Below are 26,291 nucleotides of genomic sequence, written 5' to 3'. Positions count from 1 at the left end.
CTCCTCCTTTTCTTCACTCAAATAAACGAAATGCCTCTTCTACTGCCCATGCTTGATGCTCATGTAACAATACTTTCGGAATATCTTTGCGTGGAATCCACACTAGTTCGTGGTCTTTTTCGAAAACGGAGTGTTGCTCTCCCGTAATTTCTGCTATGTAGAAAAATCCATCGCTAGCCATGCCATATAGTCATGAAAAGTCGTTGAGTAGAAATACTTTTGCGCCCGTCCGATAAATTGAAGAATACGGATGTTATACCCCGTTTCTTCAAAAACTTCACGTTTGAGACAGCTTTCCAATGTTTCTGTCCCTTCTAATCCACCGCCGGGCAAAAAATATCCGGTTGGCGTTTTCACGACAGCGACCATGCCATCGTTGATGATCACTGCATAGGCGCCTTGCCTGACGATGTAATGTACATGTTCGAGGCGATCGCCAAATATCCGCGCTTCTTCCATCCCTCCACTCCTCTCCCCATTATGATCTATAAAAAAACTCGCCCCTTGCCATATAAGGGACGAGTAAACTCGCGGTACCACCCTTGTTAACAGCGCAAAAGGGCGCTGTTCGCTTCATTGCGATAACGGCATAGGCCGGAACACCTTTACATTCCGCAGGCGCGGAATGGTCCAAGTGTCAACTCCAGAGGTGAATTCACTTGCTTCTACCATAAAAACGCTCCCAGTCTGCGGCGTTTTCTCCCTGGATGGCGAGTGGCAAGCTACTCTTCTCTTTCATCGTCGTTTTCCGTATATTCGATTATGTCAAATAAATGCTGTATTATATTATAAGCAAACGGCGAACATCGCGCAACATACTCTCATGTTCATGAAACTTGTGCAATTCGACACTCACCGCTTCTTGATCGTTGGAATTCCCCATATTTTGTCTTGGCAGGTTTGTCCTTCTTTTGGGCTGGCCGCATTACGCTTCCACACAGACATGGCTGCATTTAATTAGCTGCATCTTTGAGAAGCACAGCCATAGCTTCATGTCTCTTTTGCAAGCAGGCTGTTCCATGTTTCCAGACGTTCCATCACCGCGCTAAGCAATGGTTTTATCTCATCGATTGCCTCTTCCAGTCTACGACACGCCCCGTAAATGATAAAGCAAAATTCCGGCGGCGACGGCGACGTTGAGCGATTCAGCCTGTCCGTAAATCGGAATATATAAATTTTTCGCCGTCATCTCCAGCAATGGTTTGCTGACGCCGCTTCCTTCATTGCCGACAAGCAGGGCAAACGACCGAGACGGTTTGATGCAGCGATAATCTTCTCCGTTTTCTAACGATGTACCGTAAATCGTAACGTTCTGCGCTTGAAGCTTTTCCATCCATTCGCGGAGATTTCCGCGAATAATTGGCAGATGAAAAAGCGAACCTTGCGTGGCTCGAATGACTTTTGGGTTGTACAAGTCAGCGCAGCCTTTGCCAAGAATGACAGCATCGATTCCTGCCGCATCGGCAGTGCGGATCATCGTACCGATGTTGCCTGGATCTTGCACGGCGTCAATCAGAAGCACATTCGCCTGCGCCCAGTCCATATCGCCATAAGAAAACTGCTCGCATACGGCCGCGATTCCTTGCGGTGTCTCCATGTCGCTGATCGCTTTCATCACGTCCTCTGTAACGATGGCAATTGGGATGCCGCTGATATCCCACGTTGCCGGAATCGCTTTATTCTCGTCCACAATCAATTGGATAATGGATATGTTGCTTTTCAACGCTTCTTCCACTAAATGAAACCCTTCGATAAGAAACAGCCCTGTTTTATCCCGTTCCTTTTTCATAAGCAGCTTTTTCCACTGCTTCACTTGCGGATTTTTTACCGATTCAATTCGTTTCAACGCTCATTCTCCTTTACGTTTTGCATATCCATATACATAATAAACGAAATTCGCGCAAAAAATAAGGATGTACCTATATACTAGCGAGGTGAACGAGATGGATTTCAACTTGCGCCATGCAATTATGCAAAATGTCGCTAACAACACGAAAGAACAATTGGAAGATACGATCGTGGACGCGATTCAGCGCGGCGAAGAAAAATATTTGCCGGGACTCGGCGTCCTCTTTGAAGAGATTTGGAAACATTCGAGCGAGCAGCAAAAAGAGGAAATGCTCACAACACTGGAACAAGCGGTCAAGCAACATGCATAAAAGGGAAGCAGCATCACGCTTCCCTTTCCTCCTTCACCGCTATAATTCGAATCCGTTTATAATCCGCAATCCATACGCCATCTTTCCATAGGTATGCCTTTAATCGTGATTTGATCTTCTGATAAGCCAATGTTTTCTCGTCCAATTCGAAATCAGCAAAAAAGTCACCAGCAAAGCCCTCGAGCCAGTGATCTAATCCTTGATCGCTATCAGGTAAAGGGGTAGGGCGATCAAAATGGCTGGCATAGATCACACGAAATCCGTGCTTTTCAAGCAAACTGCTATATTCCCCAATACTCGGAAAATACCATGGGTTTCTTTCTTTTGCATCAATGCCATAGTTTGTGAACAAAACCTCTTCTATTGTTTTCACAATAGCGTCCACGTTTCCTTTTCCGCCAAATTCAGCGACCAACCGTCCCCCCTCTCGCAAGGCGAGAGCCATCGATTGCACAACACTTTCAGCCCGCTTCATCCAATGCAAAGCGGCATTGGAGAAAATAGCGTCATAGCGTTCTTCGGTTCGAAATGATTCACCATTATCTACAAGAAAAGAAAGATGTGGATATTTTTTTCGTGCTTTTTCGATCATATCAGGGGATACATCCATCCCGACAACTTTGGCCCCCAGTTTTGCAATTTCATTTGTAAGATCTCCTGTTCCGCATCCTAAATCAAGAATTTTTTCTCCTTGTTTCGGATCTAACATCTCTACCAAACTTTTCCCTAACTCAGACACAAACGATAACTTTTCATCATATGCATCCGCATTCCATACATTCACAGAAACCAATTTCTCTTCCCCCTAAGTTTGTTATGCTAATATATGTTTTTTCATTCCCGCATCTCTATCTTTCACTTCTGTAATCCCTTCGCTAAAAAGAAAAGCCGACATTGATTGCCGGCTTTTCTTCGCTGATCATTCGAATGTAATTTGTTTAACTTTTTCCGCGTCTAAACGCTTGATGACTTCGACAAGCAGCTTCACTGTGTTTTCATAGTCATCACGGTGCAAAATCGCCGCATGGGAGTGGATGTAGCGCGTTGGAATCGAGATCGTCAATGACGGCACACCGCTTGCCGTTAAATGAATCGCGCCAGCGTCGGTGCCGCCGCCTGGCATCGCGTCAAAATGGTAAGGAATGTTGAGCTCTTCGGCGACATCAATGACAAACTCACGCAAGCCGCGATGAGATACCATCGTTGCATCGTATAACACGATATGAGGTCCGGCGCCAAGCTTGCCCATCGCTTCTTTTTCAGAAACGCCTGGCGTATCTCCAGCAACGCCGACATCAACAGCAAAAGCGATATCCGGCTGAATGAAATGCGCGGCCGTTCTCGCCCCGCGCAAACCGACTTCTTCCTGCACCGTGCCGACGCCGTACACGACATTCGGATGGTCCGCATCTTTCAATCGTTTTAGCACATCAATCGCAACCGCGCAGCCGATCCGGTTGTCCCAAGCTTTCGCAAGCAGCATTTTTTCGTTATTCAACACGGTAAACTCAAAATACGGAACGATCGAATCGCCCGGACGCACGCCCCATTCCATTGCTTCCTCGCGGCTTGTCGCGCCGATATCGATGAACATATCTTTGATTTCAACTGGTTTTTTGCGCGCTTCCGGCGGCAAAATGTGCGGCGGTTTCGAACCGATGACGCCGGTGATTTCTCCTTTGCGCGTTAAAATGGTGACGCGCTGCGCCAGCATAACTTGGCTCCACCAGCCTCCTAATGTTTGAAAGCGGATAAATCCTTTCTCATCAATTTGCGTCACCATAAAGCCAACTTCATCTAAATGACCGGCAACCATAATCTTTGGGCCATCACTATTTCCTTTCTTTTTCGCGACTAAACTGCCGAGGCCGTCCGTTGTCACTTCATCGGCGTAAGGAGTTATGTACTTTTTCATCACTTCGCGCGCTTCCCGTTCGTTGCCCGGAACGCCTTTGGCGTCCGTCAATTCTTTTAGCATTGTTAATGTTTCATCTAGCTTTGCCATAATTAGACCCCTTTCTGTTTCATCCACAATTTCATTATACCCAAAATAATCAGCAATGTACCAAATTGGTTAATAATTCTGATTTTGCCGTTCATGATTGACTTTGTTTTTCCGGATGTAAGCTCGTTCGATTTGCGTGAAAGAGAAACCCAATTGTTCTCCTAATTGCAAATACTCCGTCAACAGATGGTCATAGCTTTGTTGCGACTTTGTTTTTCGAAACTCGTCAACTGCCCAAAATACGCGCAAAAACCGTTCAACAAGCTGTGCGCCATTACCATTTGTTTGCTGAGGTGAAGATGAGCGCATAAAACCGCATTCTAGTCCGAGCGATAAAATAAAATGCAAGCCATCGACGTATTCTTCAAGCACTTTTTCTTGCGGAGACGACGGCTTCACGCTCCAAAACTTAAAACAGCGCGTTTCATTCGCAAGTTCACCAATTTCGACGAGCAAAGCGAGCACTTTTTTGTCGAATAAATCTTCCCCTTGCAATCCATGTTGTTTTTCAATCCGCTCATCTAACTGACGCTGCAGCGAATAAAGTATTGATAAATCCATCGTTTCTCCCCCTATAACAAATAAAAAATGAAATATGCGATTTGCTCCGTCACGACGGCAGCGGCAAGCTACAAGAAAACAAATACAAATGATGTTTCGTTTTACGGCGGAATGCACGCGCACCAACCGCTGCACCAATCACGACGCCGATAAACGAAACGAACCATGCCGCGCTTTCGGCAATGCGCCATTCCGATGCCGACCGCCATGATACCATTGTACCATGTTGATTTCTTTCTACAAAAAATGACCATCCCCATAAGCGAGAATGGTCATTGCTTTCATTCGTTATTGAAGCTTGCTTTTTGCAAGTTCTGCAAGTTGGGCAAACGCAGCTTGGTCATTTACCGCCAAGTCCGCCAACATTTTGCGGTTTACTTCTACTCCCGCTAATTTCAAACCGTGCATAAAACGGCTGTAGGAAAGACCGTGCATGCGCGCTGCCGCGTTGATGCGCGTAATCCAAAGTTTGCGGAAATCGCGCTTCCGTTGACGGCGATCGCGATATGCATACATTAATGATTTCATTACTTGTTGGTTCGCGACTCTATATAAAGCATGCTTCGATCCAAAGTAACCTTTTGCCAACTTCAGGATTTTTTTGCGACGTCTGCGCGTCACTGTTCCACCTTTAACACGTGGCATATCTATTCCCTCCTATATGTCTCCATTTATTTCAGGTTGTCAAGCAATTGGCGAATGCGTTTGAAATCGCCAGGAGATACGAGCGTTGCTTTGCGAAGTTTGCGTTTTTGTTTTTGCGTTTTGCTTGCAAATAAGTGGCTTGTATAAGCATGACCGCGTTTTAATTTACCTGTACCAGTCTTTTTAAAACGCTTTGCAGCGCCGCGATGAGTTTTCATTTTTGGCATAGGACGTTCCTCCTCATTCGATTATTTGTCGTTTTTCGGTGCCAGTACTAAAAACATGCTCCGTCCGTCCATTTTCGGTGCCGTTTCGACGACGCCGATGTCGGAACATGCTTCGGAAAAACGTTCAAGGACGCGTTGACCAATTTCCTTATGCGTAATCGCCCGTCCTTTAAAGCGGATTGTCGCTTTTACTTTATCGCCTTTTTCAAGGAATTTGCGTGCATTGCGGAGCTTCGTATTGAAGTCGTGCTCCTCGATCGTCGGGCTTAAGCGCACTTCCTTGACGTTGATTACTTTTTGCTTTTTGCGCGCTTCTTTTTCTTTCTTTTGCTGCTCGAAGCGGAATTTGCCGTAGTCCATAATGCGGCATACCGGCGGTTTGGCGTTCGGCGCCACAAGGACTAAGTCAAGATTTAATCTTGCGGCAATTTCAAGCGCCTCTTGGCGAGATTTAATCCCCAATTGTTCGCCATTTGGGTCAATTAAGCGGACTTCGCGTGCACGAATGTTTTCGTTAATAATAAAATCTTTGCTAATAACCAGCCACCTCCAAGGTTTTTTCCGAATTACTTGTTTGTTTCATAGCGCACCCTAACGCATAACAAATCGAACGGTTCAGAAAGAAACGCTATAAGCAGGCGCATTCGCTTTTCTAATAAAAAAGTGTGGATGCATACGACACCCACACTGCTTACGTTCGAAATACGATGTACGAACCGTAACGACCTGTCAACAGCCACGCGGCGTCAACCAGGTGAGAAGCGGGGTGCTTCTGCTTTTGCCACAAACAAGTATTCTATTTACTTTATACAATATATCACCTTGGAAGGTGGCATGTCAAGGCGCTTTTCTTGATCGACAAATAACGTTTTTTATTATAGCGAATACACATTTATTTAGCAATATGAATTTCAAAAAAGACTAAGAAAGAAATTAAGGAAAATATTCCCATGTAAAACTGTCTTTTATCCGCGTATTATTCGTGTGTTCTCTCCTTTAATTTTACTCATACAATTCCAGCCTAAACACTCCTTTACAAATATGCTATAATTAATAGCGTAAAAAATGTTCTGAAATTTCACAAGGACTATGGACAAGAGAGGGACACATGTCATGTCCAATATATATCAACTTATTGCTAGTAAAATACCAAAAATGAGTAAATCTCAAGCAAAAGTGGCAAAGTATATTTTAGAAAACCCGAACTTAGTTCCGTTTTTTACCATAGGAAAGTTAGCCGAAAAAACAGGCGTTAGTGAAGCCACGATTGTCAGATTTGCGAATTTTCTCGGTTATTCTGGTTATCCTGAACTTCAGCAATATATGCAACATTCTGTTCAAAAACAGCTAACTACTGTAGAACGGCTTCAAATGTCTCATCATGTTTATGAACAAGAAAAAGGTGTATATGACATTTTTCAAGATGATATACATAACATAAAATCTACGATGGAGCAATTAGATTTGGACGCTTTTAAACAAGCGGTAGACTCTATACTAAAGGCCAATAGAATTTATATTGTTGCGAATCGAAGCGCGACATCGCTAGGCATATTTCTCCATTATTATTTGCAAATCATTTTAAATAATGTACACATTCTTAAATCGATGGAGACAGAAGTGGAAAAAACATATGATTTAAATGAAAAAGATGTAGTCATTGGAATAAGTTTTTCCAGATATACTAATAGTACTATAAAAATGTTATCATATGGAAAAAAGAAAGGGGCAACAACGATTGCGATCACGGATAATCTGCTTTCTCCTTTAGTTCCTAATGCTGATATAGTGCTAACCGCCTCTAGTCAAATGCCCACTTTTATCGATTCTTTTGTGGCCCCACTTAGTTTGATTAATGCACTTATTACTTTTATAGGGAAAGAAAAAATTAACGATATCCAAATGAAACTGGAAACATTGGAGGATATCTGGGATCACTTTGGGATTTTTTATAAAGAAGAATTATAATAAATCGTTATTCTGAACCTCTGCATGATGGAAAGCGGCAGATTTTAGCGCATCAAAGAGTTTTTCTGCACTTTCGTATCCCCAAGCTCGACACCCACTAGGTAAACAAATCGTTCATCAATCCTTGATGCAATAAGGATTGATGAACGATAATGCCATATCCCATGCGTATATTTATTAAGTAAGTTGAATGTCTAGGATTAGAAGGCTCCCCTTACAACCGCAAACTTGGCAGTGAATTCCTTGTGCTGATACAGTCGCCCTGTTAAAAGATGACTTAAGCATGCCGCTATAGTTCGTTCTACATGTGTTATGTTATTATCCTTATGCATACCTTTGAGTTTTTCCTTTATTTGCAACACCATAAAAAATACTTCACTAATTATTTGGCTTTACTCCATTGTTCCTCTCCATTCATGACCGAATTAACATTCTCTTTTGCATTTGGTAAAAACACACCTTCCCATTTTGCCACTGCTACAGAAGAGAATACATGACCAATAACATTAATCGCTGTTCTTGCCATATCAATAATCCTATCGACTCCTAAAATAAGGGCGACACCTTCAGCTGGTAGGCCAACAGCCGTTCCTGTTGCAAGGAGAATTACCATAGATGAAGAAGGTACTGCTGCAACTCCTTTACTCGTAACAACAAAAAATAATATCATAATTAGTTGCTGAGACCAGCTCATTTCAATTCCAAAAGCTTGCGCAATAAATAAAGCAGCAATACTTAAATACAGTGTTGTACCATCTGAATTTAGGGGCATGCCAGAAGGAATAACGAATGAAGAAATGTACTTTGGAACACCGAATTTCTCTACGCGTTCCATTAATTGAGGAACCACCGTCTCAGTACTGCCTGTTGATGCTCCGATTAACATCAAATCCCAAACCATTTTATAAACATCAGTAATTTTTATTTTTAATAAAAGCGCTGCCAACGGGAATAAAACAAATAAAACGACTGCCAACCCGAAATAAGCTGAACCAATTAATTTCATTAATGGTAACAACAAACTAATACCGTAAGTGCCAATAGTTGCTGACATAAGAGCAAACACACCTATAGGAGCGACCGACATAACCATATTTACAAGCCTAAAGGACGCTTTAGAAATCGTTTCCAAAATTCGAATGACTGGCTTTGCTTCGTCTCCAATGCTTACTAAAGCGATGCCAAACATGACACAAAAGAAAATAACTGCGAGGAGATCGCTTCTGGCAAGTGCATCGACAATATTAGTCGGAATAATATTTAAAATTAATGTTTTGCCATCCATAACAACGGAAGTATTCTCTGAAATAGAGGAAATATCCGCTTTGGGTAAATCTTTTAAGTTTGTCCCGACACCAGGTTTTAATATGTTACCTACAGCTAAACCAATAAATAAAATAATAGTAGTAATTAATTCAAACCAAATGATTGTTTTTAGGCCAACCCGTCCCATTCTCTTTATATCTCCAACCCCAGTAATACCAACTAAAAGAGTAGATACAATAACCGGTAGAACAACCATTTTAATCAAACGAATAAATCCATCACCTAACGGTTTAATAGCAACTCCTGCCTCTGGGAAAAAATAGCCAAAAACTGCCCCCAAGATAGCCGCAATCAGAATAAAGAAGGCAAACCTAGTTTTCAAATGAATCCCTCCAAAATTCTCTATTTTGAAATAAATCTAACATATCAGAATATTTTGTGCAATATTTTTTTCATTATTCAATATATTCTAAAATATAAACAATAATTCTAACCATAAATGACTGTACTACAGGTCATTTTATCTACTAACCCTAAAAAATACTGAAAATTCTTGATAAAGAAATTAATATTTCATATAATTACTTATAAAGAAATAATTTTTTTATCATGGAGGGCAATAAAATGGCTATTCCGGAGAGTGAATTTTTGTTATCTAATTTGACACCAAAATCAGCAGAGTATTATCAAAAAGCATGTGAAATTATCCCAGGAGGAGTAACCGCTAATATTAAATATTTCACGCCACATCCTATCGTGATGGCAAAAGGGAAAGGAAGTAAACTTTATGATCTAGACGGAAATGAATACATTGATTATTTATTATCTTACGGGGCACTTATTCTAGGTCATGGCCACCCTGATGTACTTCATGCAGTTGAGAGCCAAATTAAAGAAGCCGGCACAACTATATTTGGTACACCGCATGAACTAGAAACCATAATGGCACAAACTTTAATTGATTTATATCCTGGAATTGAAATGGTTCGCTATACAAATTCAGGATTAGAAGCAACGCTTTTGGCTATTCGAATTGCTATGGCATACACAGGTAAAAAGAAGTTAGCAAAATTTGAAGGCCATTACCATGGCGGCTATGATCAAGTATTACTTAGTGTTAACCCAAACTTAAATAAAGCCGGAGAACCGCACCAACCTCAGGCGGTCCCTGAATCACCCGGAATTCCAGATTATTATGTTCAAAATACGATCATATTGCCATTTAATGATATAGAAGCAACAGAAAGTATTTTGCGTACACACAAAAGCGATATAGCAGCAGTTATTCTTGAACCAGTTCAAGGAGGATTCATTCCAGCTGAACCGGCATTTATGAAAAAACTCCGCAAGTTGACTGAAGAACTTGATATTGTGCTTATTTTCGATGAAGTAAAGACAGGTTTCCGAGTATCTCTAGGTGGGGCACAAGAAGTATATGGGGTTAAACCAGATTTAACCGCATTAGGAAAAGTGCTTGGTGGAGGATTTCCAATAGGAGCCGTCGGTGGGAAAAGGGATATCATGATGATTAGTGCACCAAATCGGGGGCGCGATCTTCTGGCTTTTGGAGAAGATAGTGATGTAAAGAAAGATCCTTTGTTTCACAGTGGTACTTACAATGGTCATCCAACCGTCTTGGCTGCAGGTTTAGCCACAATTAAAGCATTAAAACAAGACGGAGTAATGGATTTACTATTTAATAATACGAACATATTGCGACAACAATTAGAAACACTTTATCATTCTTATGGTTTTAAGATGCAAACAATTGGAATGGGAAGTATTTTCAACATAATTTTAACAGATAAGCCAATAAGAAATTACAGAGATATGTTTCACGCAGATATGACATTACGCAAAAAAATAGATTATGAGCTATTAAAGGCTGGTGTTTATATAAAACCGTTAAATCGCTATTCGATGTCTATCGTTCACGATGAAAAAGATATCGAGCGGACAATAGAAGCACACGAAATTGCTTTAAAAAACGCAACTAAATTATAACAATTAATTGACTTTATCAATTGTCAAGCAGAGAACTCAAAATAGTTGATTTTAGCAAACAACTCCTAATTATAAGAAGATCCTTATGCAGTATTACATGTCCAGCGTAAAGAACTATACATAACATAAAAAAATCTAGGGGGATATGGGAAAGGAGCGCTGAATGCATTGAAAAACCCGTGAAGCAAAACTTCACGGGTGTGTTTTTGACTATTTTCGCCGCACTTCTTCCTGTAAGGAAGCAATAAAGCCATCAAGCGCCACTGTTTCGCTTTTTTGTTCGCCGTATTTGCGGACGTTGACGGCGCCTTCTGCCATTTCCCTGTCACCGACGACAAGCATGTAAGGAATTTTTTGGATTTGTGCTTCGCGAATTTTATAACTAATTTTTTCGTCGCGTTCATCGACTTCAACGCGGAATCCTTTCGCTTGCAGCGCTTCTTTTACTTCGTATGCATAGTCGAGATGCGCCTCCGGCGATACCGGAATGACTTTCACTTGCACAGGCGCGAGCCAAGTCGGAAATGCTCCTTTATATTCTTCAATTAAGAAGGCGACGAACCGTTCCATCGTCGAAACGACGCCGCGATGGATGACAACCGGGCGATGCGGTTTGCCGTCTTCGCCGATGTATGTTAAATCGAAGCGTTCCGGCATTAAAAAGTCAAGTTGCACCGTTGACAATGTTTCGTCTTTTCCAAGCGCTGTGCGCACTTGTACGTCCAATTTCGGACCGTAAAACGCCGCTTCTCCTTCCGCTTCGTAATATTCTAACCCCAATTCATCCATCGCTTCACGCAGCATGCTTTGTGCTTTTTCCCACATTTCATCATCATCGTAATATTTTTCTTTATCGTGCGGATCGCGGTAAGAAAGGCGGAACGAATAGTCATTTAAGCCAAAATCTTTGTATACTTCCAAAATTAAGTTCACAACGCGCTTAAATTCGTCTTTAATCTGGTCCGGACGAACAAAGATATGGGCATCATTCAGCGTCATGCCCCGGACGCGCTGCAAGCCGGAAAGCGCTCCGGACATTTCGTAGCGATGCATCGTGCCGAGCTCTGCGATGCGGATCGGCAGCTCGCGGTAGCTATGAATTTTATTTTTATAAATCATCATATGATGCGGACAGTTCATTGGGCGTAGCACAAGCTGCTCATTATCCATTTCCATCGGCGGGAACATGTTATCTTTGTAATGATCCCAGTGTCCAGAAGTTTTATACAACTCGACGCTGCCGAGCACCGGCGTATAGACGTGCTGATAGCCGAGCTCAATTTCCTTATCGACAATATAGCGCTCGATAATGCGGCGAATCGTCGCCCCTTTCGGCAGCCAGAGCGGCAGGCCTTGTCCGATTTTTTGCGAAGTCATAAACAATTCAAGCTCTTTTCCTAATTTGCGATGGTCGCGCTCTTTCGCTTCCTGCAATAAACGCAGGTATTCATCCAAATCTTCTTTTTTAAAGAACGCCGTTCCATAAATGCGCTGCAGCATTTTATTTTTGCTGTCGCCGCGCCAGTATGCTCCTGAGATGTTCAGCAGCTTAAATTCTTTAATTTTCCCTGTCGACGGAACATGGACACCGCGGCAAAGATCAAAAAATTCGCCTTGTTCGTAAATGGAGATCGTTTCTCCTTCCGGGATATCGTTAATTAATTCGAGTTTTAAATTGTCGCCGATTTCCTCATAAAGACGGATCGCTTCCTCGCGGCTTACTTCTTTCCGGACGATTTCCAAGTTTTCTTTCACAATTTTCCGCATTTCTTGTTCAATTTTCGGCAAGTCTTCCGGAGTTAGCGATTCTTCCATATCGATATCGTAATAGAAGCCGTTTTCAATGACCGGACCGACGCCGAGTTTGACGTTTTTATAAAGGCGCTTAATCGCCTGTGCCATTAAATGGGCCGTGCTATGGCGCAAAATGTCAAGCGCTTCCGGCATATCTTGCGTAATGATCGAAATCGCCCCATCTTCCTGAATTGGGGTGCGCAAATCGATCAAACGATCGTTCAGTTTTCCAGCAATCGCTTTTTTCTTTAAACCCGGGCTAATCGATGCAGCGATTTGTTCCGTCGTTGTCCCTTTTGGAAACTCCTTTACCGCTCCGTCAGGAAATGTAATGCGAATCATTTCCGCCATACTCTTTTCCTCCTTTTTTTATGTTGAAAAATAAAAAAACTCCTCCCTCAACAAAGGGACGAGTTTGCTTCGCGGTTCCACCCTTCTTCCCATCGCCGGTAAAAAGGCACACTTCTCCCCAGCGATGGCTCGAATCGAATAACGGCCGTACCGTCGGCAATTACTGGACATGCGTCGTTCACTGCCGCAGCTCCGAGGTGGTAAGTGTATTTCTCGTGTTAGGAAGGTTGCAGCCGATGCCTTCCCTCTCTGGAAACCGTAAAAATACACCCTTGTCCTCATCATCACTTTTATGTATTCTCTATGTACGCTATTATAGAATGAGTGCATGAAAAAATCAAGATCATCTCTCCTGCTTTGCATCAATGGCTCGATATTTTGCAAAAGCGCTTTGTCTATAGAGCCGGATTCGTTCTTGAAATACGTTTTGAATCGTTTGAACCATGCCGTCCTCCTCATGATCGGTATATAAATAAATCATGCTGGGAGCGATAGACACGAGCGGCGCTAATAAAGAAGAATCAATATACATAGGTTGGCTGACGATCAAATTGCGGTCAATGAATTGTTTTAATTCACTCGCTGTAATTTCCCGTAACTTTTCATCAAAAAAAAGAAAAGATGGCGACTTATGGACTAAATGGATGACAGGCAATTTCGGCCGCTTTGCTGCTACGAAATCGCGCAACATTTGTACAAAATTTTGATATTCCTGCTCTAGTTTATATTCGTCAATCGCCAGTTCGACGTAGTGTTGAAGCTGCTCCATATACGATTTAAGGCGAAAGGTGACAAAGGACGAAAAGGAAAAAGAGAGACCGTCTCTTAAAAACTGACTTAGCGCGTTTGCAATCAATGTTTTGCGTGAAACGGAAGGTTGTTTTCCCGTTCGGTAATCATACCTCTCTCCATCCAGAAACGAATGGGCAAGCTGTAAAATTTGCTGCTGCTCTTCTTTATCTTGAAAATAAAACGTATTAGAAATAATCGATAACAATAGCCGGTCTTCGATAAAATGAAGAATCAATGTTGTCATTGCCGGTATCAAATCGCATGAGATCGCTTCATCGGTGTCGCCATATATGTAAATCGTGACGAGGGAATCTCCATTGTATGTTGTTCGAAAGCGCGGATGAGTCGTTTTTTTCTGCCTTTTATTCAGTAAACAAAACAACTTCTCAGCGTCATGTGCCTGTTCAAAATAAATTTCAATCAAACGTCGTTTCCCCCCTTACGAGTGAATGCTTGTTTCTATATATATGGGGGCAAACGATTGTTTAGAATAAAAAATAAAAGGATATTTCCGCTTTTGGAAACATCCTATTCAAGCCGGCGGTTTTTTCCTTTCACTTCGACCGGCTGCGCCAAATAGCGGATCCGCTCCATAATGCGCGCCGCTTTCACTTGTTCTTCTTCCCCGCGCTGCGAATATGTCAAATGGTGCGCTAGTTGCTGCAAATCAAAGTTCGATGTAAAAAATGTCGGCAAGTTTTCGAACATCCGGTATTGCAAAATAGGACCTAATAAATCGTCGCGCACCCAGCTCGACATGGATTCTGCGCCGATATCATCAAGCATCAAAATCGGCACTTTTTTGACATAATCGAGTTTTTCGTTAATCGTTTGGTCTTGCAGCGAACTTTTTAGCTCACGGAAAAACTCCGGCACATACACAATAAGAGACGGCACGTTTTTTTTCGCAAGGGCGTTGGCGATCGCGCCAAGAATATACGTTTTTCCAACGCCAAACGACCCGTATAAATAAAGTCCTTTCATTTTCTTTCCCGGCTCATACTCCGACACAAAGCGATCGGCAAGTTCAATCGCCTTCATTCGCCCCTCATCAGCAAGATCAATATCCGAAAGCGACGCTTGCAAAATCTCGCGGGGAACAAACAAACTTTGAATCAATGACTCCTGCCGCTTTCGCTCATCATATTTTACTTTTGCCGGGCAGCGTTCATACTCCACATCAATGGCTGTTCCTTTGATCACAAGGCGAGGGTGGTATCCTTTTAAAAAATTTTTGCATTGGTCCAAACTTGGGCACTGGCCGCAGTTTTTGCTTTGCTCCATAAACTCATGCAGCTTCATTAAACTGCGGTCCACCATTTCCTTTGTGATTTCCTGTTCATGTTCGCGCAAAAACGCTTGTATTTCTGGGTGTGAAAGAATTCGCCGCTTCATTTGCTCATAGTGCTGCTGAAAGCCTTTCTTGCCAAGCAGTCGATTTAACAGTTGATCGATTCGTTCCATCATTTTCACATCCTATTGTTCGTCGCGATATTTTTTTAATCGTTCTTCTAGCTCCCGCCGTTTTGCCTCAATATTCACGTTTTCATCCTTATCTTGATCATCGTTTTGACTATAATCCATATTGAGCCATTCTGGCAATAATTCTTTTCGCACCGCTTTTCTGCCTGTTCTTTTGCCCTTTTCCTTTTCCTTTGCCCAGCTTTGATATGTTTTTGCTTCTTGTTTTGCCAGCTCCATCGCTTCCTTGACTGTTTTCACATTTTTCCGCGACCAATGGCTGGCGATCTTTTCGACATACGACTTGGTCAACTTCATATCGGTGCGCAACATGACATAATAAATTAACACGTTCACCACACCAGGAAGCAATTGTTGCTGGAACATAATATCTTCAATTAGACGCAAATCGCTCATCGACGGTTCGGCCCCCCCGGATATTTCGATTAACAATTGGCGCGGGGAGATCGTTTCCAGCTGTTTCATCAGTAGTTCCTCTTTCGTTTTCGGCTCGACATTCGTCATCGTACGATATGGAAGCGGCTGCACGCGCGAACTTAAGCTAGGAGGAGAGTCGCCGCGTTCAAACTCATACCACTCATGGACGGCTTTTCGCAATGCATCGATATCAATATGGTCAGACGGATCAATCACGCTCATGACAATTTTTTGCATATCAAGCGGTCCGATGCCGTATAAAAACGCTAATTTTTTTATCGCTTCTTTTACTTTTGGCGTAATCGCCCGCTTTGGTACCATATATTTCGATAAACCGGCAAAAAACAGTTCAAAGTCAAATACATCATCGCTAAGGTCATACGTATTCTCTTTTCTGCCGATATACTCATACCCATCAACAAGCCGTAAATCTTCTTGTGTTTCTTCATTCATCTTCGCAACCATTTGCTCGACATGCACAGACGCAAATACGTCGTGAAACGCGCGAGTAACGGGAACAAATTTTGCTCGGTCAATAGACGGGGTGGAAAAAAATTGTTTCAGTTCCTGAAACTTATGCTTGCCGATACGGTTATAGAGGAAAACGTTAAGCATTCCGTCCGTAAAAAATTGTTCCGGTGTGAGCGGCGGCTGCAATTCATAAATAAATAGTTTCGGTTCTTCTCTATTTACATACGTCTTTAATAGCCCGATGCCTTCCAGTTTCAAACGTTCTTCGTAAATTTCTTTTAAATTGCATTGCATCAGCACCATCAGACTATGATGGGTCGTTTCCTTTTCAGAAAGCAGTTCCAATTCGCTCCATAACGTCATATAAAGGCTTAAGGCCCGATACCCTATTAACGGTTGATAAAGCAGTGTGAGCACTTTTCGGTCAAAGTCATGAAGCACTCCATTGCTCCGTACCGTATAGCGGTCAACAGGGATTAACTCTTTCCAATGATGTTCCATAATTCTCGACCTTCCGCACTAAGTTTTGCCGATGAAAAAAAGGGCTTGTTATCCATTTTGCCAAAAGCCCTTTTTAGCGCTGTTCTTTTTTAATTAACTCTTTTAATTCTTCAATGAAGACGTTTAAATCTTTAAATTGGCGATATACAGAAGCAAAACGGACATAGGCAACCTCATCCACTTTCGACAAACGCTCCATCACCATTTCGCCGATCGTTTCGCTTTTCACTTCCGCCGCTCCTTGATTGCGCAGTTCCCTTTCAATATCTTGCGTAATTTTTTCAAGTTCTTCTAGAGCAACCGGACGTTTCTCGCACGCTTTAATTAAACCGCGTAAAATTTTATCGCGGCTAAATTCTTCGCGCGTTCCTTGTTTTTTCACAACAATCAGCGGCATTTCTTCAACTTTTTCAAACGTTGTAAAGCGATAGTGGCATTGTTCGCATTCCCGTCTGCGGCGAATGGAACGTCCTTCATCCACCGGGCGCGAATCAAGGACCCTTGTACCGTGATGCTGGCATGATGGGCATCTCATATAACCAACTCCGTTTTTATTCTTACCTTTATGATAACGAAACAAATGATAGCGGGCAAGTTGTTTCATTATGCGTTTATTCCAGATCCAATATACGGAAGGTGTTGATCTAATTTGCGATACAAATCGATGATGATATTTCGGCTCTTCCCAAAGTCAAATGGCAAAAACGTTGTTTCTGTCGTCACAGAAAAATCTACCGCGGTTTCCAATGGACGAACAGAGATAACGGTAGCGACAATAAACACTTTTCTCCCCCGGCGGGTCGTCGCGCTGAACTCTCCTCTTTCTTCTGAAATAGATAATAATTCATAGTCTGGCGAAGAAGTGAACAATTCTTTTACCGCCTTGATCACCATAGCGTTTGTCGCTTTATAGTAATGACTCCGCAGCGCTTCGTCCTCATGATTTTCTCTCGTTTCACAATGATTGGTCAGCGCATATTTCCACTTTTTCCAAACGCTCATTATTACTTCCCCTTGTCCACTATGTTTTTATTTATATCAATTATCATATCATCATTTTTTCCATAGATGTATACTAAACAAATATGGAACAAGTAAAAAAAGAGGTGCGCCATTTAGCACCTCTTTTGCTTTCATTCGTTATGATTATAATGCTTGCGCTTTTTTCACTTCAATCGGACGCATGCCACGAGGAAGTTCAATCGTTTCGCGTGTTTGTGCTCCAAGTTTATCGGCGATATAATCCGCCGCGATTGTCGGATCTAAATGTCCGCATGTGTAAACATCGATGCTTGCATAGCCGTGTTCTGGAAACGTATGAATCGTCAAGTGCGATTCCGAGATAATGACAACTCCGCTAACTCCTTGCGGCGCAAACTTGTGGAATGCTACTTCGCGAATTTCCGCTCCAGATTTCAATGCAGCATCAACAAACGTCTTCTCAATAAATTCGATATCGTTCAGCTTATCAAAATCGCATCCCCACAACTCCGAGATAACGTGACGACCCATTGTGTCCATTTAAAATCCCCCTTTTAACAAATTTTCTTAAACAATAAACATGAAACTCTTTTGCAATAATGGCATGTATAACTACCACGGGGGAAAGTTAGTCCTAAGAGGTCCTAACCCTTTAAGTAGTCACATTACCGTTGCCTTTAAGAAGTTCACGAGACATAGTATACTTTGTTTGCGTTTTTTTTGCAACATGCTTTTTAAATTTTTTTAACGCATATTGTTTTCCACGTACAATCTCCAAAAATGGCGATCGCCTTTTTCGCAAAAAAAAGTGCTGGCCGCCCCTGCCAGCACTTTTTTTGCTTAAGCGTTCACACTGATCTTTTCCGTCATCTTGTTTGCCACCATATTTGCCAAGTCTACGACTCGACAAGAATAGCCCCATTCATTATCGTACCATGCCAACACTTTGATTTTCCGCCCTTCCATCACCATCGTCGATAAGCCGTCGATAACCGCCGAGTGCGGATTTGTGTTAAAATCGATCGAAACAAGCGGTTCCATCGTAAAATCAAGAATTCCTTTCAACGGACCGTTTGCTGCGCGAATAAACGCTTCGTTTACTTCTTCTACCGTCACATCCTTTTTTACATCAACGACTAAATCGACTAATGACACGTTCGGAGTCGGAACACGGAGCGCCATTCCGTGCAATTTTCCTTTCAAATGCGGCAGAACAAGCCCCAGCGCTTTTGCCGCTCCAGTCGTCGTCGGAATGATCGATTGCGCGCAAGAACGCGCGCGGCGCAAATCTTTATGCGGATTATCGATATTTTTTTGGTCGTTCGTATATGCATGAACAGTTGTCATTAAACCGTTTTCGATTCCAAACGCTTCATCAATCACCTTCGCAACAGGAGCAAGGCAGTTTGTTGTACAAGAGGCGTTGGAAATAATAAAGTGCCTATCAATGTCAAGCATATGTTCGTTTACGCCAACAACGATCGTTACATCTTCATTTTTCCCCGGCGCTGTCAAAATCACCCGTTTGGCCCCCGCTTCTAGGTGAAGGCTTGCTTTTTCCCGGGAATTAAACTTTCCAGTCGCTTCGATCACAATGTCAATATCAAGCTCTTTCCACGGCAGCTCTTTCGGATCGCGCGAACTAAGCAGCCTGACTTTTTTGCCGTTGACAAGAAAACCATCTTCCACCGGGACGACTTCACCGTCAAATTTGCCATGATTCGAATCATATTTTATTAAATGAGCTAACGTTTCGGATGGATAACTCGCATTCACCGCTACAATATCTAGGTATGGGGAGTAAATTGCTTTGCGGAATATCATTCTTCCGATTCGTCCGAACCCATTAATCGCCACTTTTGCTCTCATTTATGTTCTCCTTTCACCATATATGTTATACTAATTAACCATATTTTACATAAATAGTATATCATATTTTTGCGGCATGTGGAGAAAAAATTCAGCAAAATCATAAAAAAAAGCGCCCTTTTTATAGGGCGTTCCATCTTTTGAAAATTTGCAAAAGCTGTTGTTTTGTTTCTTCGATTGTGCCGTTATTATCAATGACCGCATCTGCTTTTTTCACTTTTTCACGAAGCGGCATTTGCGCCCGAATTCTCGCAAGCGCCTCCTCTTTGGAAAAACCGTTTCGTTTCATCAGACGCTCCAGCTGAACATCATCATCGACGTATACAACGATGATTTTATCCACCAAGTGAGTGAGCTCGCTTTCAAATAAAAGCGGAATGTCTAAAACAACCGTTTGGGCGCCCTTTTGAACGTACGCCTCCTTTTCAGCAAGCATGCGCCGCCGGACAACAGGATGAATGATGGCGTTCAGCTTTTTTCGTTCCTGCTCGTTGTGAAAAACAATCGCTCCCAGTTTCGTTCGGTCAATTTCCCCGTTTTCCTGCAAAATGTCTTGTCCAAACGTCTGAATAATTTGTTTGTATGCTTCCTCTCCCATTTTCACGACATCGCGGGCAATTTGATCGGCGTCAATGACCGGGATGCCAAGCTCGCGAATCATCTTTGTCACCGTGCTTTTTCCGCTCGCGATGCCGCCCGTTAACCCAATCGTAAGTGCCATATCGTCCTCTCCCTATATTGTTTAATGCTGGCAAAATGCACAATAATGCGTTCCCCGGCCGGCAACAACCGTTTTTTGAATCAAATTGCCGCAGCGCTTGCACGGTTCTCCTTTGCGTCCGTACACGAATAATTGCAGTTGAAACATCCCGATTTCTCCTTGCGTGTTGACATATGACCTTACCGTGCTTCCTCCTTTTTCGACCGCTTCTTGCAATGTTGCTATCATTTCCCGATGTAAACATGTCGCTTCCTCATCCGTTAATGACGACGCGACGCGTTCCGGATGGATTCCAGCACGAAACAGCGCTTCATCGACATAAATGTTGCCGAACCCAACAACAACTGTTTGATCAAGAAGCGCCGCTTTGATCGTGCGGTTCGTTTTTCGTAGCCGCTCTGCAAGAAAATTTGCCGTAAATTCTTCAGAAAAAGGTTCTGGACCTAACTGTGACAAAGGAAGCCGGGAATCTTCTTCTCCTTTTGGATAAAGATGCATCGTTCCAAATTTTCTTACGTCACGATAACGAAGTTCCGTGCCGTCCGTAAATTGAAAAATCACGTGCGTATGCGGCTCTACGGCATCTTCCTTTTTTAAAACCGCATAACGTCCTTCCATGCGCAAATGGGAAATAAGTACATGGTCATCCAAAATAAATTTTAAAAATTTTCCCCGTCTATGAATATCATGAATCGTTTGCCCTTTTATCGTTTCCATAAATTCGCTAACATCTGCTGGATGTTTAATGATTTTCGGCCAAAACACTTGAACATCGGCAATGGTTTTGCCAGCGGCCAACGGAATGAGAGTGCGGCGAATGGTTTCGACTTCCGGCAGTTCTGGCATACAAAATCCCCTTTCTTTACTTTGCGTCATACCATGTTGGCCCAAAATGATAATCAACTTTAAGCGGCACCCGCAGTTGCACCGCGTTTTCCATGACTTCCGGTACAATTTGTTGCAATCGTTCTATTTCTTCTTTCGGCGCTTCCAAAATGAGCTCGTCATGCACCTGCAGTAACATGCGCGCTTTCATGTTTTCTTGTTTCAGCCGATTCGATAAATCGATCATCGCTTTTTTAATAATGTCGGCGGCGCTCCCTTGAATCGGCGTATTCATCGCCGTTCGTTCCGCAAAGCTGCGCAAATTGAAGTTTCGGCTTGTAATATCCGGCAAATAACGGCGGCGATGCAAAATCGTAGTCACATAGCCTTTTTGTTTCGCCTCTTGGACGATATCCTTCATATATTGCTTTACCCCTGGGAAAATCTCGAAATATCGCTTAATAAATTCAGCCGCCTCTTTTCTTGTAATGTTTAAGTTTTGCGATAATCCGTAATCGCTAATGCCGTAAACGATGCCGAAGTTTACCGCTTTTGCCTGCCGACGCATGTTCGGCGTCACTTCATCTTCGTTCACATGAAAAATATCCATCGCCGTTTTCGTATGAATATCCAAATCGTGGCGAAACGCGGCAATCAAATTTTCATCATTGGCGATATGGGCAAGTACACGCAGTTCGATTTGCGAATAGTCCGCGGAAAAAATGACCCAATCCGGCTCTGATGGAACGAACGCCTGGCGGATTTTTCTCCCTTCTTCTAAACGAATCGGGATGTTTTGCAGATTTGGTTCCGTAGAGCTTAACCGCCCTGTCTGGGTAAGCGCCTGGTTAAAAATCGTGTGCACTTTGTTCGTGTCGCGGTGCACGACTTTTAATAGCCCTTCGATATACGTTGATTGCAATTTCCCTAATTGGCGGTAATGCAAAATTTTCTCGACAATTTCGTGTTGTGGCGCAAGCTTTTCTAGCACTTCCGCCGATGTCGAATAGCCTGTTTTCGTTTTTTTCAACACAGGCAGTTGCAGCTTTTCAAATAAAATGACGCCTAACTGTTTCGGCGAATTAATATTGAACTCTTGGCCAGCTAAGCGGTAAATTTCTTGCTCTACTTCTTTTAGCTGTTCTGTCAATTCTTCCCCCATTTCTTTTAGCCGCTCGACATCGACTTTCACACCGGCAAACTCCATCTCCGCAAGAATGGCGGAAAGCGGCAGTTCCAAATCCGTGAATAAAGAATATTGCTCATTTTTCTGCAAATCGTGAATAAAATCTTGTTCCAACTCGCGTATCGCCGCCGCTTTACGCACGAGATGTTCTGCTAAAATTTGTTCATCCGGTATTTTTTGTTTCGCGCCTTTTCCGTACACTGCTTCATCCGACTGGACGCCCGTATATTGCTTCGTTTTCGCGATGGAAGCGACATCTTCTGTCGATTGGGATGGATTTAACAAATATGAAGCGATTAATAAATCAAAATGAATGCCGCGCAGATGCACTCCTTGCCATTTTAAAGAAACGATTGCCCGCTTGCCGTCAAAAACGCTTTTTTTCTTTGATTCATCTTCAAGCCATGTTGTAAACAAAGAAGACGACAGCGCCGTATCTGTCCGAATAAAAAAGTTTCCATGCTCATTTGCGATCGCAAAGCCTAAAATCGGCGCTTTATGATAGTTGGATTCCAACACTTCGACAACGAGGGCCGCCTCGTCGGACAAAATTGCTTCCGTCACCTCGTCGACAATCTTATAACCGATTTCCGGCAAGGCAACCGCTGTTGTTTCCTCTTCTTGCGGCGCCATTTTGTCAAGAAGCGAGTTAAAACTGAGCTCCTTAAATAAAGCAATCACTTTGTCCACATCATATCCGCGATATTCTATATCTTCTAACGAAAGATCAATCGGGGCGTCGCGCAAAATGGTCGCCAGCTGTTTGCTCATAAGGGCAAGGTCGCGGTGTTTCTCCAAATTTTCTTTCAGTTTATTCCCGCTTATTTGCTCGATCGAGTCTAATATATTTTCAATCGTGCCAAACTCTTTTAGCAACTTTAATGCCGTTTTTTCGCCAATTCCCGGCACGCCCGGAATATTATCGGATTTGTCTCCCATCAGTCCTTTTAAATCGATAATTTGTTGTGGCGTCAATCCGTATTTCTCCCGCACCGTCTCCGGAGTATACGACTCGACATCGGTAATGCCCTTTTTCGTAATGTCTACGGTTACATGATCAGAGGCAAGCTGCGTTAAATCGCGGTCTCCGGAGATAACTTTTACTTCAAATCCTTCATTCTCTGCTTTTGTGCACAGAGTGCCGATAATATCGTCCGCTTCGTAATTTTCCAACTCGTAAAAACGAATTTGGTACGCATTTAGCAATTCCCGCAATAACGGAAACTGCTCGGATAATTCCGGAGGCGTCTTTTGCCGTCCTCCTTTATATTCTTCAAACGTCTTATGGCGAAATGTTGTTTTCCCGGCATCAAAAGCGACGAGCATATGCGTCGGCTTTTCTTCTTCTAAAATTTTCATTAGCATCATCGTAAATCCATACACCGCATTCGTATGAATCCCTTTATCGTTATGTAAAAGCGGCAGCGCAAAAAAAGCGCGGTATGCGACGCTGTTTCCATCAATGAGTACAAGTTTCCTTTTCAACACATTCCCTCCTCTAACACTGTTGCTCTTATTGTAACATGATTTGCTGCACAAATAAAAAAGGACGAGAACGTTTTTTCGTCCTCGCTGTCTTTCCGCTTAATCACGCCGCGCTTGTTTCGGAAAATGCACCGTAAATGTCGTCCCTTTTCCGACTGCGCTTTTTACCGTAATATGGCCATGATGCGCTTCCACTAAATGTTTGACAATGGCCAATCCTAAACCAGTCCCGCCGGAATGGCGGCTTCTTGCTTTATCGACACGGTAAAACCGCTCAAAAATGCGGGGAATCTCCGCTTCCTCGATGCCGATCCCTGTATCTTTTACATGGACGAGAGTTTCTTCCTCTTGCTCTTCCGCAATGACTTCGACTCGTCCGCCTTTTGGTGTATACGTTAAAGCGTTTGTGATTAAATTGATAAAAATTTGTTTGATGCGGTTCGCATCTCCTTCCATATATATCGATTTTGCCGCATGCATGCGAAAATCGATGCCTTTTTCTTCCGCCTTCCGTTGAAACATGACGGCAATTTCCTGAAGAAGATGCGTCAGATCTACCGTTTCCACATGGAGTTGAAACTCTTGCTGTTCAATTTTCGATAAATCAAGCAAATCTTGCACTAACGTCTGCAATCGCTCGCTTTCTTTCCAAATAATCGACAGAAAGTGCTCCAGCGTCCGTTCATCTTTCATTGCACCATCAAGCAGCGTTTCAGCAAACCCTTTAATCGATGTAATCGGCGTTTTTAATTCATGCGATACGTTCGCGACAAAATCTTTGCGCATTTGTTCTAGTTTTTTTAGCTCGGTAATATCATGAAAAACAAGAACGATCCCTTTCCATTCGTCGTTCGTTCCAATAATCGGAGCCCCGTATACTTCAAAATGCCTTCGCTCGATTCCTATCGTCAGCAACATTTGTTTGCGAACTTTTGTTTCTTTCATAAAAATTTCATTGACGAGCTGAATGATTTCTTTATGCGCAAACGCTTCTGTATACGCTCTGTATAAATAATCGACTGGGCGAACATGGAAAATTTCTTTAAAAGCGCGATTAATCAAGTTAATATAACCGCGGCCGTCGATGAGAATGAGCCCACTCCCCACGTTTTCAATCAGCGTATGCAAACGGTCTGTCTGCATTTCCTGCGCCTTGCTGATCTCTTGCAAATTGCGGGCGAGCCGATTAATAGAATGAACGAGCATTCCCGTTTCATTATCTTTCGCATTCGGAACTCTCGCTTCATAGTTTCCTTTTGCCAATTCAAACGCCACTTTCGTCGCCGCTTCAATCGGTTTCATATATTGATCGGCAATTTTTAGTCCCAACAAAACAATAACAATGAGCGCCGTGCCTAAGCTGCTAATCAATACCCCCCAAATTTGCTGGGTCACTTTTTTTAACGAATTGGTTGGTGAGCTTAAAACGACATACCCTGCGTTTTGGCCGCCTTTAGAAAATGAAACGATATAATAATATACATCATTTGCTTTTTCAATGATGGAAAACTGATTTAATTGATTTTTATGCAAAATATCCCGAATAATCCGCTCATGATCTTCATCGCTAATATGAGCAACATGTCCGGTATCAAACAGCGTTTTTTCATTGCTGTCCAGTACGGTAATGCGCGACGACAACGCTTCGCTCATTTCCTGCAAATCTGGTCGAATGTGATCGAGAGATTCGTTTTTTAATAAAATGGCAACCGTTTTTGCTTCTTTTTCCATCCGCTTATTCATTGTTTCCACATAAAAGTCCTTAAATAATTGTCCAAGCAATATGCCGAGGCAAATTAAAACAGTGACAATTAACGTCACAAGTCCAAATAATAGCCGCGACCGGAAGCTAGTCATTCCGTTTCGGCTCCTCCAGCTTATATCCAAGCCCTCGTATCGTTTTAATATACAAAGGTTTCTTTGTGTTCTGCTCAATTTTTTCACGCAAATGGCTGATGTGAACGTCAACAATGCGGGTATCTCCAGCAAAATCATAATTCCATACTGCGCTTAGCAGCTGATCTCTCGTTAACACCCGGCCCTTATGTTTCGCTAGATAAAGAAGCAGTTCAAATTCTTTTGGCGTCAGCTCAAGCCGCTCCCCGCAAAAATACGCTTCATATTGATCAGGGAAAATTTTTAAATCGCCGATGACAATTTTATCTATTATTTCCGTCTCTCCGTTAGAAAACTGCGTGCGCCGTAAAATCGCTTTTACCCGCGCTACTACTTCGCGAGGGCTAAACGGCTTCGTCATATAATCATCCGCACCAAGCTCGAGTCCAAGCACTTTATCAAATTCATCATCTTTCGCCGTCAACATTAAAATCGGTGTCATTACTTTCTGCTGACGCAATTGTTTGCATACTTCTACTCCATCGAGCTTTGGTAGCATCAAATCAAGAATAATAAACTCCGGCCGTTCGGTCGCCACCTTTTCTATCGCTTCCTCTCCGTCGTTTGCTGTTACCACCGTAAATCCCGCTTGTTCCAAATTGTATGTTAAAAGCGTGACAATCGATTGTTCATCATCAACGACTAATACTTTTTTGCTCATATGCGCCTCCGCCATTCACAAAAT

26 protein-coding genes and 3 other annotated features are annotated in these 26,291 nt (G+C 42.7%); of the genes, 3 read left to right on the top strand and 23 right to left on the bottom strand.

Going from position 1 to position 26,291, the window contains the following annotated elements; translation table 11 throughout:
• Positions 1–153: 153 nt before the first annotated feature.
• Complete coding sequence (locus MWM02_RS04120; RefSeq protein WP_244403002.1) at positions 154–459, bottom strand: NUDIX domain-containing protein; 306 nt, start codon at positions 457–459, stop codon at positions 154–156.
• Positions 460–511: 52 nt separating this feature from the next.
• Positions 512–748 (bottom strand) — a binding site (T-box leader).
• A gap of 336 nt (positions 749–1,084) precedes the next feature.
• Entirely contained in the window at positions 1,085–1,846 is a 762-nt protein-coding gene (locus MWM02_RS04115; RefSeq protein ID WP_244403001.1) for a TrmH family RNA methyltransferase, read from the bottom strand.
• A gap of 97 nt (positions 1,847–1,943) precedes the next feature.
• On the opposite strand from MWM02_RS04115, the gene sspI reads away from it, so the two are divergent.
• A complete protein-coding gene (sspI, locus tag MWM02_RS04110; RefSeq protein ID WP_064549594.1) occupies positions 1,944–2,159 on the top strand; it encodes a small acid-soluble spore protein SspI in 216 nt (71 codons plus the stop codon).
• Positions 2,160–2,172: 13 nt separating this feature from the next.
• Here sspI and MWM02_RS04105 read toward each other — a convergent pair whose 3' ends face one another.
• From MWM02_RS04105 to infC, 7 genes are all read right to left on the bottom strand, one after another.
• Positions 2,173–2,943 carry a class I SAM-dependent methyltransferase gene (locus MWM02_RS04105; protein WP_244403591.1) on the bottom strand — a complete coding sequence of 257 codons (771 nt, stop codon included), beginning with the start codon at positions 2,941–2,943 and terminating at the stop codon, positions 2,173–2,175.
• A 135-nt stretch (positions 2,944–3,078) separates the two neighbouring features.
• Positions 3,079–4,164, bottom strand: coding sequence for a M42 family metallopeptidase (locus MWM02_RS04100; protein WP_064549593.1), 1,086 nt, complete (start codon positions 4,162–4,164; stop codon positions 3,079–3,081).
• 69 nt (positions 4,165–4,233) lie between these two features.
• Positions 4,234–4,725 carry a dUTP diphosphatase gene (locus MWM02_RS04095; RefSeq protein ID WP_064549592.1) on the bottom strand — a complete coding sequence of 164 codons (492 nt, stop codon included), beginning with the start codon at positions 4,723–4,725 and terminating at the stop codon, positions 4,234–4,236.
• A gap of 49 nt (positions 4,726–4,774) precedes the next feature.
• On the bottom strand, positions 4,775–4,942 hold the full coding sequence (locus MWM02_RS04090) for a DUF1294 domain-containing protein (RefSeq protein ID WP_157778122.1): 168 nt from the start codon (positions 4,940–4,942) through the stop codon (positions 4,775–4,777).
• 71 nt (positions 4,943–5,013) lie between these two features.
• Complete coding sequence (gene rplT, locus MWM02_RS04085; RefSeq protein ID WP_064549591.1) at positions 5,014–5,370, bottom strand: 50S ribosomal protein L20; 357 nt, start codon at positions 5,368–5,370, stop codon at positions 5,014–5,016.
• Between the two features lie 26 nt (positions 5,371–5,396).
• Positions 5,397–5,597 carry a 50S ribosomal protein L35 gene (gene rpmI, locus MWM02_RS04080; protein ID WP_003248690.1) on the bottom strand — a complete coding sequence of 67 codons (201 nt, stop codon included), beginning with the start codon at positions 5,595–5,597 and terminating at the stop codon, positions 5,397–5,399.
• 21 nt (positions 5,598–5,618) lie between these two features.
• Positions 5,619–6,164, bottom strand: a complete 546-nt coding sequence (infC, locus tag MWM02_RS04075; RefSeq protein WP_013876470.1) for a translation initiation factor IF-3 — start codon at positions 6,162–6,164, stop codon at positions 5,619–5,621.
• A gap of 84 nt (positions 6,165–6,248) precedes the next feature.
• Positions 6,249–6,381 (bottom strand) — a sequence feature (ribosomal protein L20 leader region).
• Positions 6,382–6,710: 329 nt separating this feature from the next.
• Here infC and MWM02_RS04070 point away from each other — a divergent pair.
• Entirely contained in the window at positions 6,711–7,565 is an 855-nt protein-coding gene (locus tag MWM02_RS04070) for a MurR/RpiR family transcriptional regulator (protein WP_244403000.1), read from the top strand.
• Positions 7,566–7,947: 382 nt separating this feature from the next.
• Here the strand turns inward: MWM02_RS04070 and MWM02_RS04065 are convergent, their stop codons facing one another.
• Positions 7,948–9,213 (bottom strand): dicarboxylate/amino acid:cation symporter, encoded by a 1,266-nt coding sequence (locus MWM02_RS04065; RefSeq protein WP_064549589.1) that lies wholly within the window; start codon positions 9,211–9,213, stop codon positions 7,948–7,950.
• A 242-nt stretch (positions 9,214–9,455) separates the two neighbouring features.
• Here MWM02_RS04065 and MWM02_RS04060 point away from each other — a divergent pair, with 242 nt between their 5' ends.
• Positions 9,456–10,835 (top strand): aspartate aminotransferase family protein, encoded by a 1,380-nt coding sequence (locus tag MWM02_RS04060; protein WP_244402999.1) that lies wholly within the window; start codon positions 9,456–9,458, stop codon positions 10,833–10,835.
• Positions 10,836–11,045: 210 nt separating this feature from the next.
• Here the strand turns inward: MWM02_RS04060 and thrS are convergent, their stop codons facing one another.
• The 13 genes from thrS to MWM02_RS03995 all read right to left on the bottom strand — a co-directional run bounded on the left by thrS (position 11,046) and on the right by MWM02_RS03995 (position 26,267).
• A complete protein-coding gene (thrS, locus tag MWM02_RS04055; protein ID WP_244402998.1) occupies positions 11,046–12,980 on the bottom strand; it encodes a threonine--tRNA ligase in 1,935 nt (644 codons plus the stop codon).
• A gap of 51 nt (positions 12,981–13,031) precedes the next feature.
• Positions 13,032–13,274: a binding site (T-box leader), on the bottom strand.
• Positions 13,275–13,323: 49 nt separating this feature from the next.
• On the bottom strand, positions 13,324–14,196 hold the full coding sequence (gene ytxC, locus MWM02_RS04050; RefSeq protein WP_244402997.1) for a putative sporulation protein YtxC: 873 nt from the start codon (positions 14,194–14,196) through the stop codon (positions 13,324–13,326).
• Between the two features lie 104 nt (positions 14,197–14,300).
• Positions 14,301–15,236: a primosomal protein DnaI gene (dnaI, locus tag MWM02_RS04045; RefSeq protein ID WP_064549585.1), complete on the bottom strand. Its 936-nt coding sequence runs from the start codon at positions 15,234–15,236 to the stop codon at positions 14,301–14,303.
• A 12-nt stretch (positions 15,237–15,248) separates the two neighbouring features.
• Entirely contained in the window at positions 15,249–16,643 is a 1,395-nt protein-coding gene (locus MWM02_RS04040; RefSeq protein WP_244402996.1) for a replication initiation and membrane attachment family protein, read from the bottom strand.
• Between the two features lie 73 nt (positions 16,644–16,716).
• Positions 16,717–17,178 carry a transcriptional regulator NrdR gene (nrdR, locus tag MWM02_RS04035; RefSeq protein WP_064550307.1) on the bottom strand — a complete coding sequence of 154 codons (462 nt, stop codon included), beginning with the start codon at positions 17,176–17,178 and terminating at the stop codon, positions 16,717–16,719.
• A 68-nt stretch (positions 17,179–17,246) separates the two neighbouring features.
• The gene (locus MWM02_RS04030) at positions 17,247–17,645 is read right to left on the bottom strand and encodes a hypothetical protein (protein WP_064549583.1); all 399 of its coding nucleotides are present in this window, start codon (positions 17,643–17,645) and stop codon (positions 17,247–17,249) included.
• Positions 17,646–17,789: 144 nt separating this feature from the next.
• On the bottom strand, positions 17,790–18,164 hold the full coding sequence (gene speD / locus MWM02_RS04025) for an adenosylmethionine decarboxylase (RefSeq protein WP_003248680.1): 375 nt from the start codon (positions 18,162–18,164) through the stop codon (positions 17,790–17,792).
• A gap of 300 nt (positions 18,165–18,464) precedes the next feature.
• A complete protein-coding gene (locus tag MWM02_RS04020; RefSeq protein WP_244402995.1) occupies positions 18,465–19,493 on the bottom strand; it encodes a glyceraldehyde-3-phosphate dehydrogenase in 1,029 nt (342 codons plus the stop codon).
• Positions 19,494–19,614: 121 nt separating this feature from the next.
• Entirely contained in the window at positions 19,615–20,214 is a 600-nt protein-coding gene (coaE, locus tag MWM02_RS04015; RefSeq protein ID WP_244402994.1) for a dephospho-CoA kinase, read from the bottom strand.
• 21 nt (positions 20,215–20,235) lie between these two features.
• Positions 20,236–21,060, bottom strand: a complete 825-nt coding sequence (gene mutM, locus MWM02_RS04010) for a DNA-formamidopyrimidine glycosylase (protein WP_064549580.1) — start codon at positions 21,058–21,060, stop codon at positions 20,236–20,238.
• Between the two features lie 16 nt (positions 21,061–21,076).
• Positions 21,077–23,710 carry a DNA polymerase I gene (polA, locus tag MWM02_RS04005; protein WP_244402993.1) on the bottom strand — a complete coding sequence of 878 codons (2,634 nt, stop codon included), beginning with the start codon at positions 23,708–23,710 and terminating at the stop codon, positions 21,077–21,079.
• A 99-nt stretch (positions 23,711–23,809) separates the two neighbouring features.
• Complete coding sequence (pnpS, locus tag MWM02_RS04000; RefSeq protein WP_064549578.1) at positions 23,810–25,567, bottom strand: two-component system histidine kinase PnpS; 1,758 nt, start codon at positions 25,565–25,567, stop codon at positions 23,810–23,812.
• Entirely contained in the window at positions 25,560–26,267 is a 708-nt protein-coding gene (locus MWM02_RS03995; RefSeq protein WP_064549577.1) for a response regulator transcription factor, read from the bottom strand. The genes pnpS and MWM02_RS03995 overlap by 8 nt, the downstream gene beginning before the upstream one ends.
• Positions 26,268–26,291: the final 24 nt, after the last annotated feature.

This window comes from Parageobacillus sp. KH3-4 (assembly GCF_022846435.1).
Lineage (GTDB): Bacteria > Bacillota > Bacilli > Bacillales > Anoxybacillaceae > Parageobacillus > Parageobacillus thermoglucosidasius_A.
This window is presented reverse-complemented; position numbering and strand designations above follow the sequence as displayed.

What these genes read in the sequence shown, in the direction of transcription:
- MWM02_RS04120 (WP_244403002.1), bottom strand. Translation starts at nt 459, where the DNA reads ATGGAAGAAGCGCGGATATTTGGCGATCGCCTCGAACATGTACATTAC.
- sspI (WP_064549594.1), top strand. Translation starts at nt 1,944, where the DNA reads ATGGATTTCAACTTGCGCCATGCAATTATGCAAAATGTCGCTAACAAC.
- MWM02_RS04100 (WP_064549593.1), bottom strand. Translation starts at nt 4,164, where the DNA reads ATGGCAAAGCTAGATGAAACATTAACAATGCTAAAAGAATTGACGGAC.
- MWM02_RS04095 (WP_064549592.1), bottom strand. Translation starts at nt 4,725, where the DNA reads ATGGATTTATCAATACTTTATTCGCTGCAGCGTCAGTTAGATGAGCGG.
- MWM02_RS04090 (WP_157778122.1), bottom strand. Translation starts at nt 4,942, where the DNA reads ATGGTATCATGGCGGTCGGCATCGGAATGGCGCATTGCCGAAAGCGCG.
- rplT (WP_064549591.1), bottom strand. Translation starts at nt 5,370, where the DNA reads ATGCCACGTGTTAAAGGTGGAACAGTGACGCGCAGACGTCGCAAAAAA.
- rpmI (WP_003248690.1), bottom strand. Translation starts at nt 5,597, where the DNA reads ATGCCAAAAATGAAAACTCATCGCGGCGCTGCAAAGCGTTTTAAAAAG.
- MWM02_RS04070 (WP_244403000.1), top strand. Translation starts at nt 6,711, where the DNA reads ATGTCCAATATATATCAACTTATTGCTAGTAAAATACCAAAAATGAGT.
- MWM02_RS04060 (WP_244402999.1), top strand. Translation starts at nt 9,456, where the DNA reads ATGGCTATTCCGGAGAGTGAATTTTTGTTATCTAATTTGACACCAAAA.
- thrS (WP_244402998.1), bottom strand. Translation starts at nt 12,980, where the DNA reads ATGGCGGAAATGATTCGCATTACATTTCCTGACGGAGCGGTAAAGGAG.
- dnaI (WP_064549585.1), bottom strand. Translation starts at nt 15,236, where the DNA reads ATGGAACGAATCGATCAACTGTTAAATCGACTGCTTGGCAAGAAAGGC.
- MWM02_RS04040 (WP_244402996.1), bottom strand. Translation starts at nt 16,643, where the DNA reads ATGGAACATCATTGGAAAGAGTTAATCCCTGTTGACCGCTATACGGTA.
- nrdR (WP_064550307.1), bottom strand. Translation starts at nt 17,178, where the DNA reads ATGAGATGCCCATCATGCCAGCATCACGGTACAAGGGTCCTTGATTCG.
- MWM02_RS04030 (WP_064549583.1), bottom strand. Translation starts at nt 17,645, where the DNA reads ATGAGCGTTTGGAAAAAGTGGAAATATGCGCTGACCAATCATTGTGAA.
- speD (WP_003248680.1), bottom strand. Translation starts at nt 18,164, where the DNA reads ATGGACACAATGGGTCGTCACGTTATCTCGGAGTTGTGGGGATGCGAT.
- MWM02_RS04020 (WP_244402995.1), bottom strand. Translation starts at nt 19,493, where the DNA reads ATGAGAGCAAAAGTGGCGATTAATGGGTTCGGACGAATCGGAAGAATG.
- coaE (WP_244402994.1), bottom strand. Translation starts at nt 20,214, where the DNA reads ATGGCACTTACGATTGGGTTAACGGGCGGCATCGCGAGCGGAAAAAGC.
- mutM (WP_064549580.1), bottom strand. Translation starts at nt 21,060, where the DNA reads ATGCCAGAACTGCCGGAAGTCGAAACCATTCGCCGCACTCTCATTCCG.
- pnpS (WP_064549578.1), bottom strand. Translation starts at nt 25,567, where the DNA reads ATGACTAGCTTCCGGTCGCGGCTATTATTTGGACTTGTGACGTTAATT.
- MWM02_RS03995 (WP_064549577.1), bottom strand. Translation starts at nt 26,267, where the DNA reads ATGAGCAAAAAAGTATTAGTCGTTGATGATGAACAATCGATTGTCACG.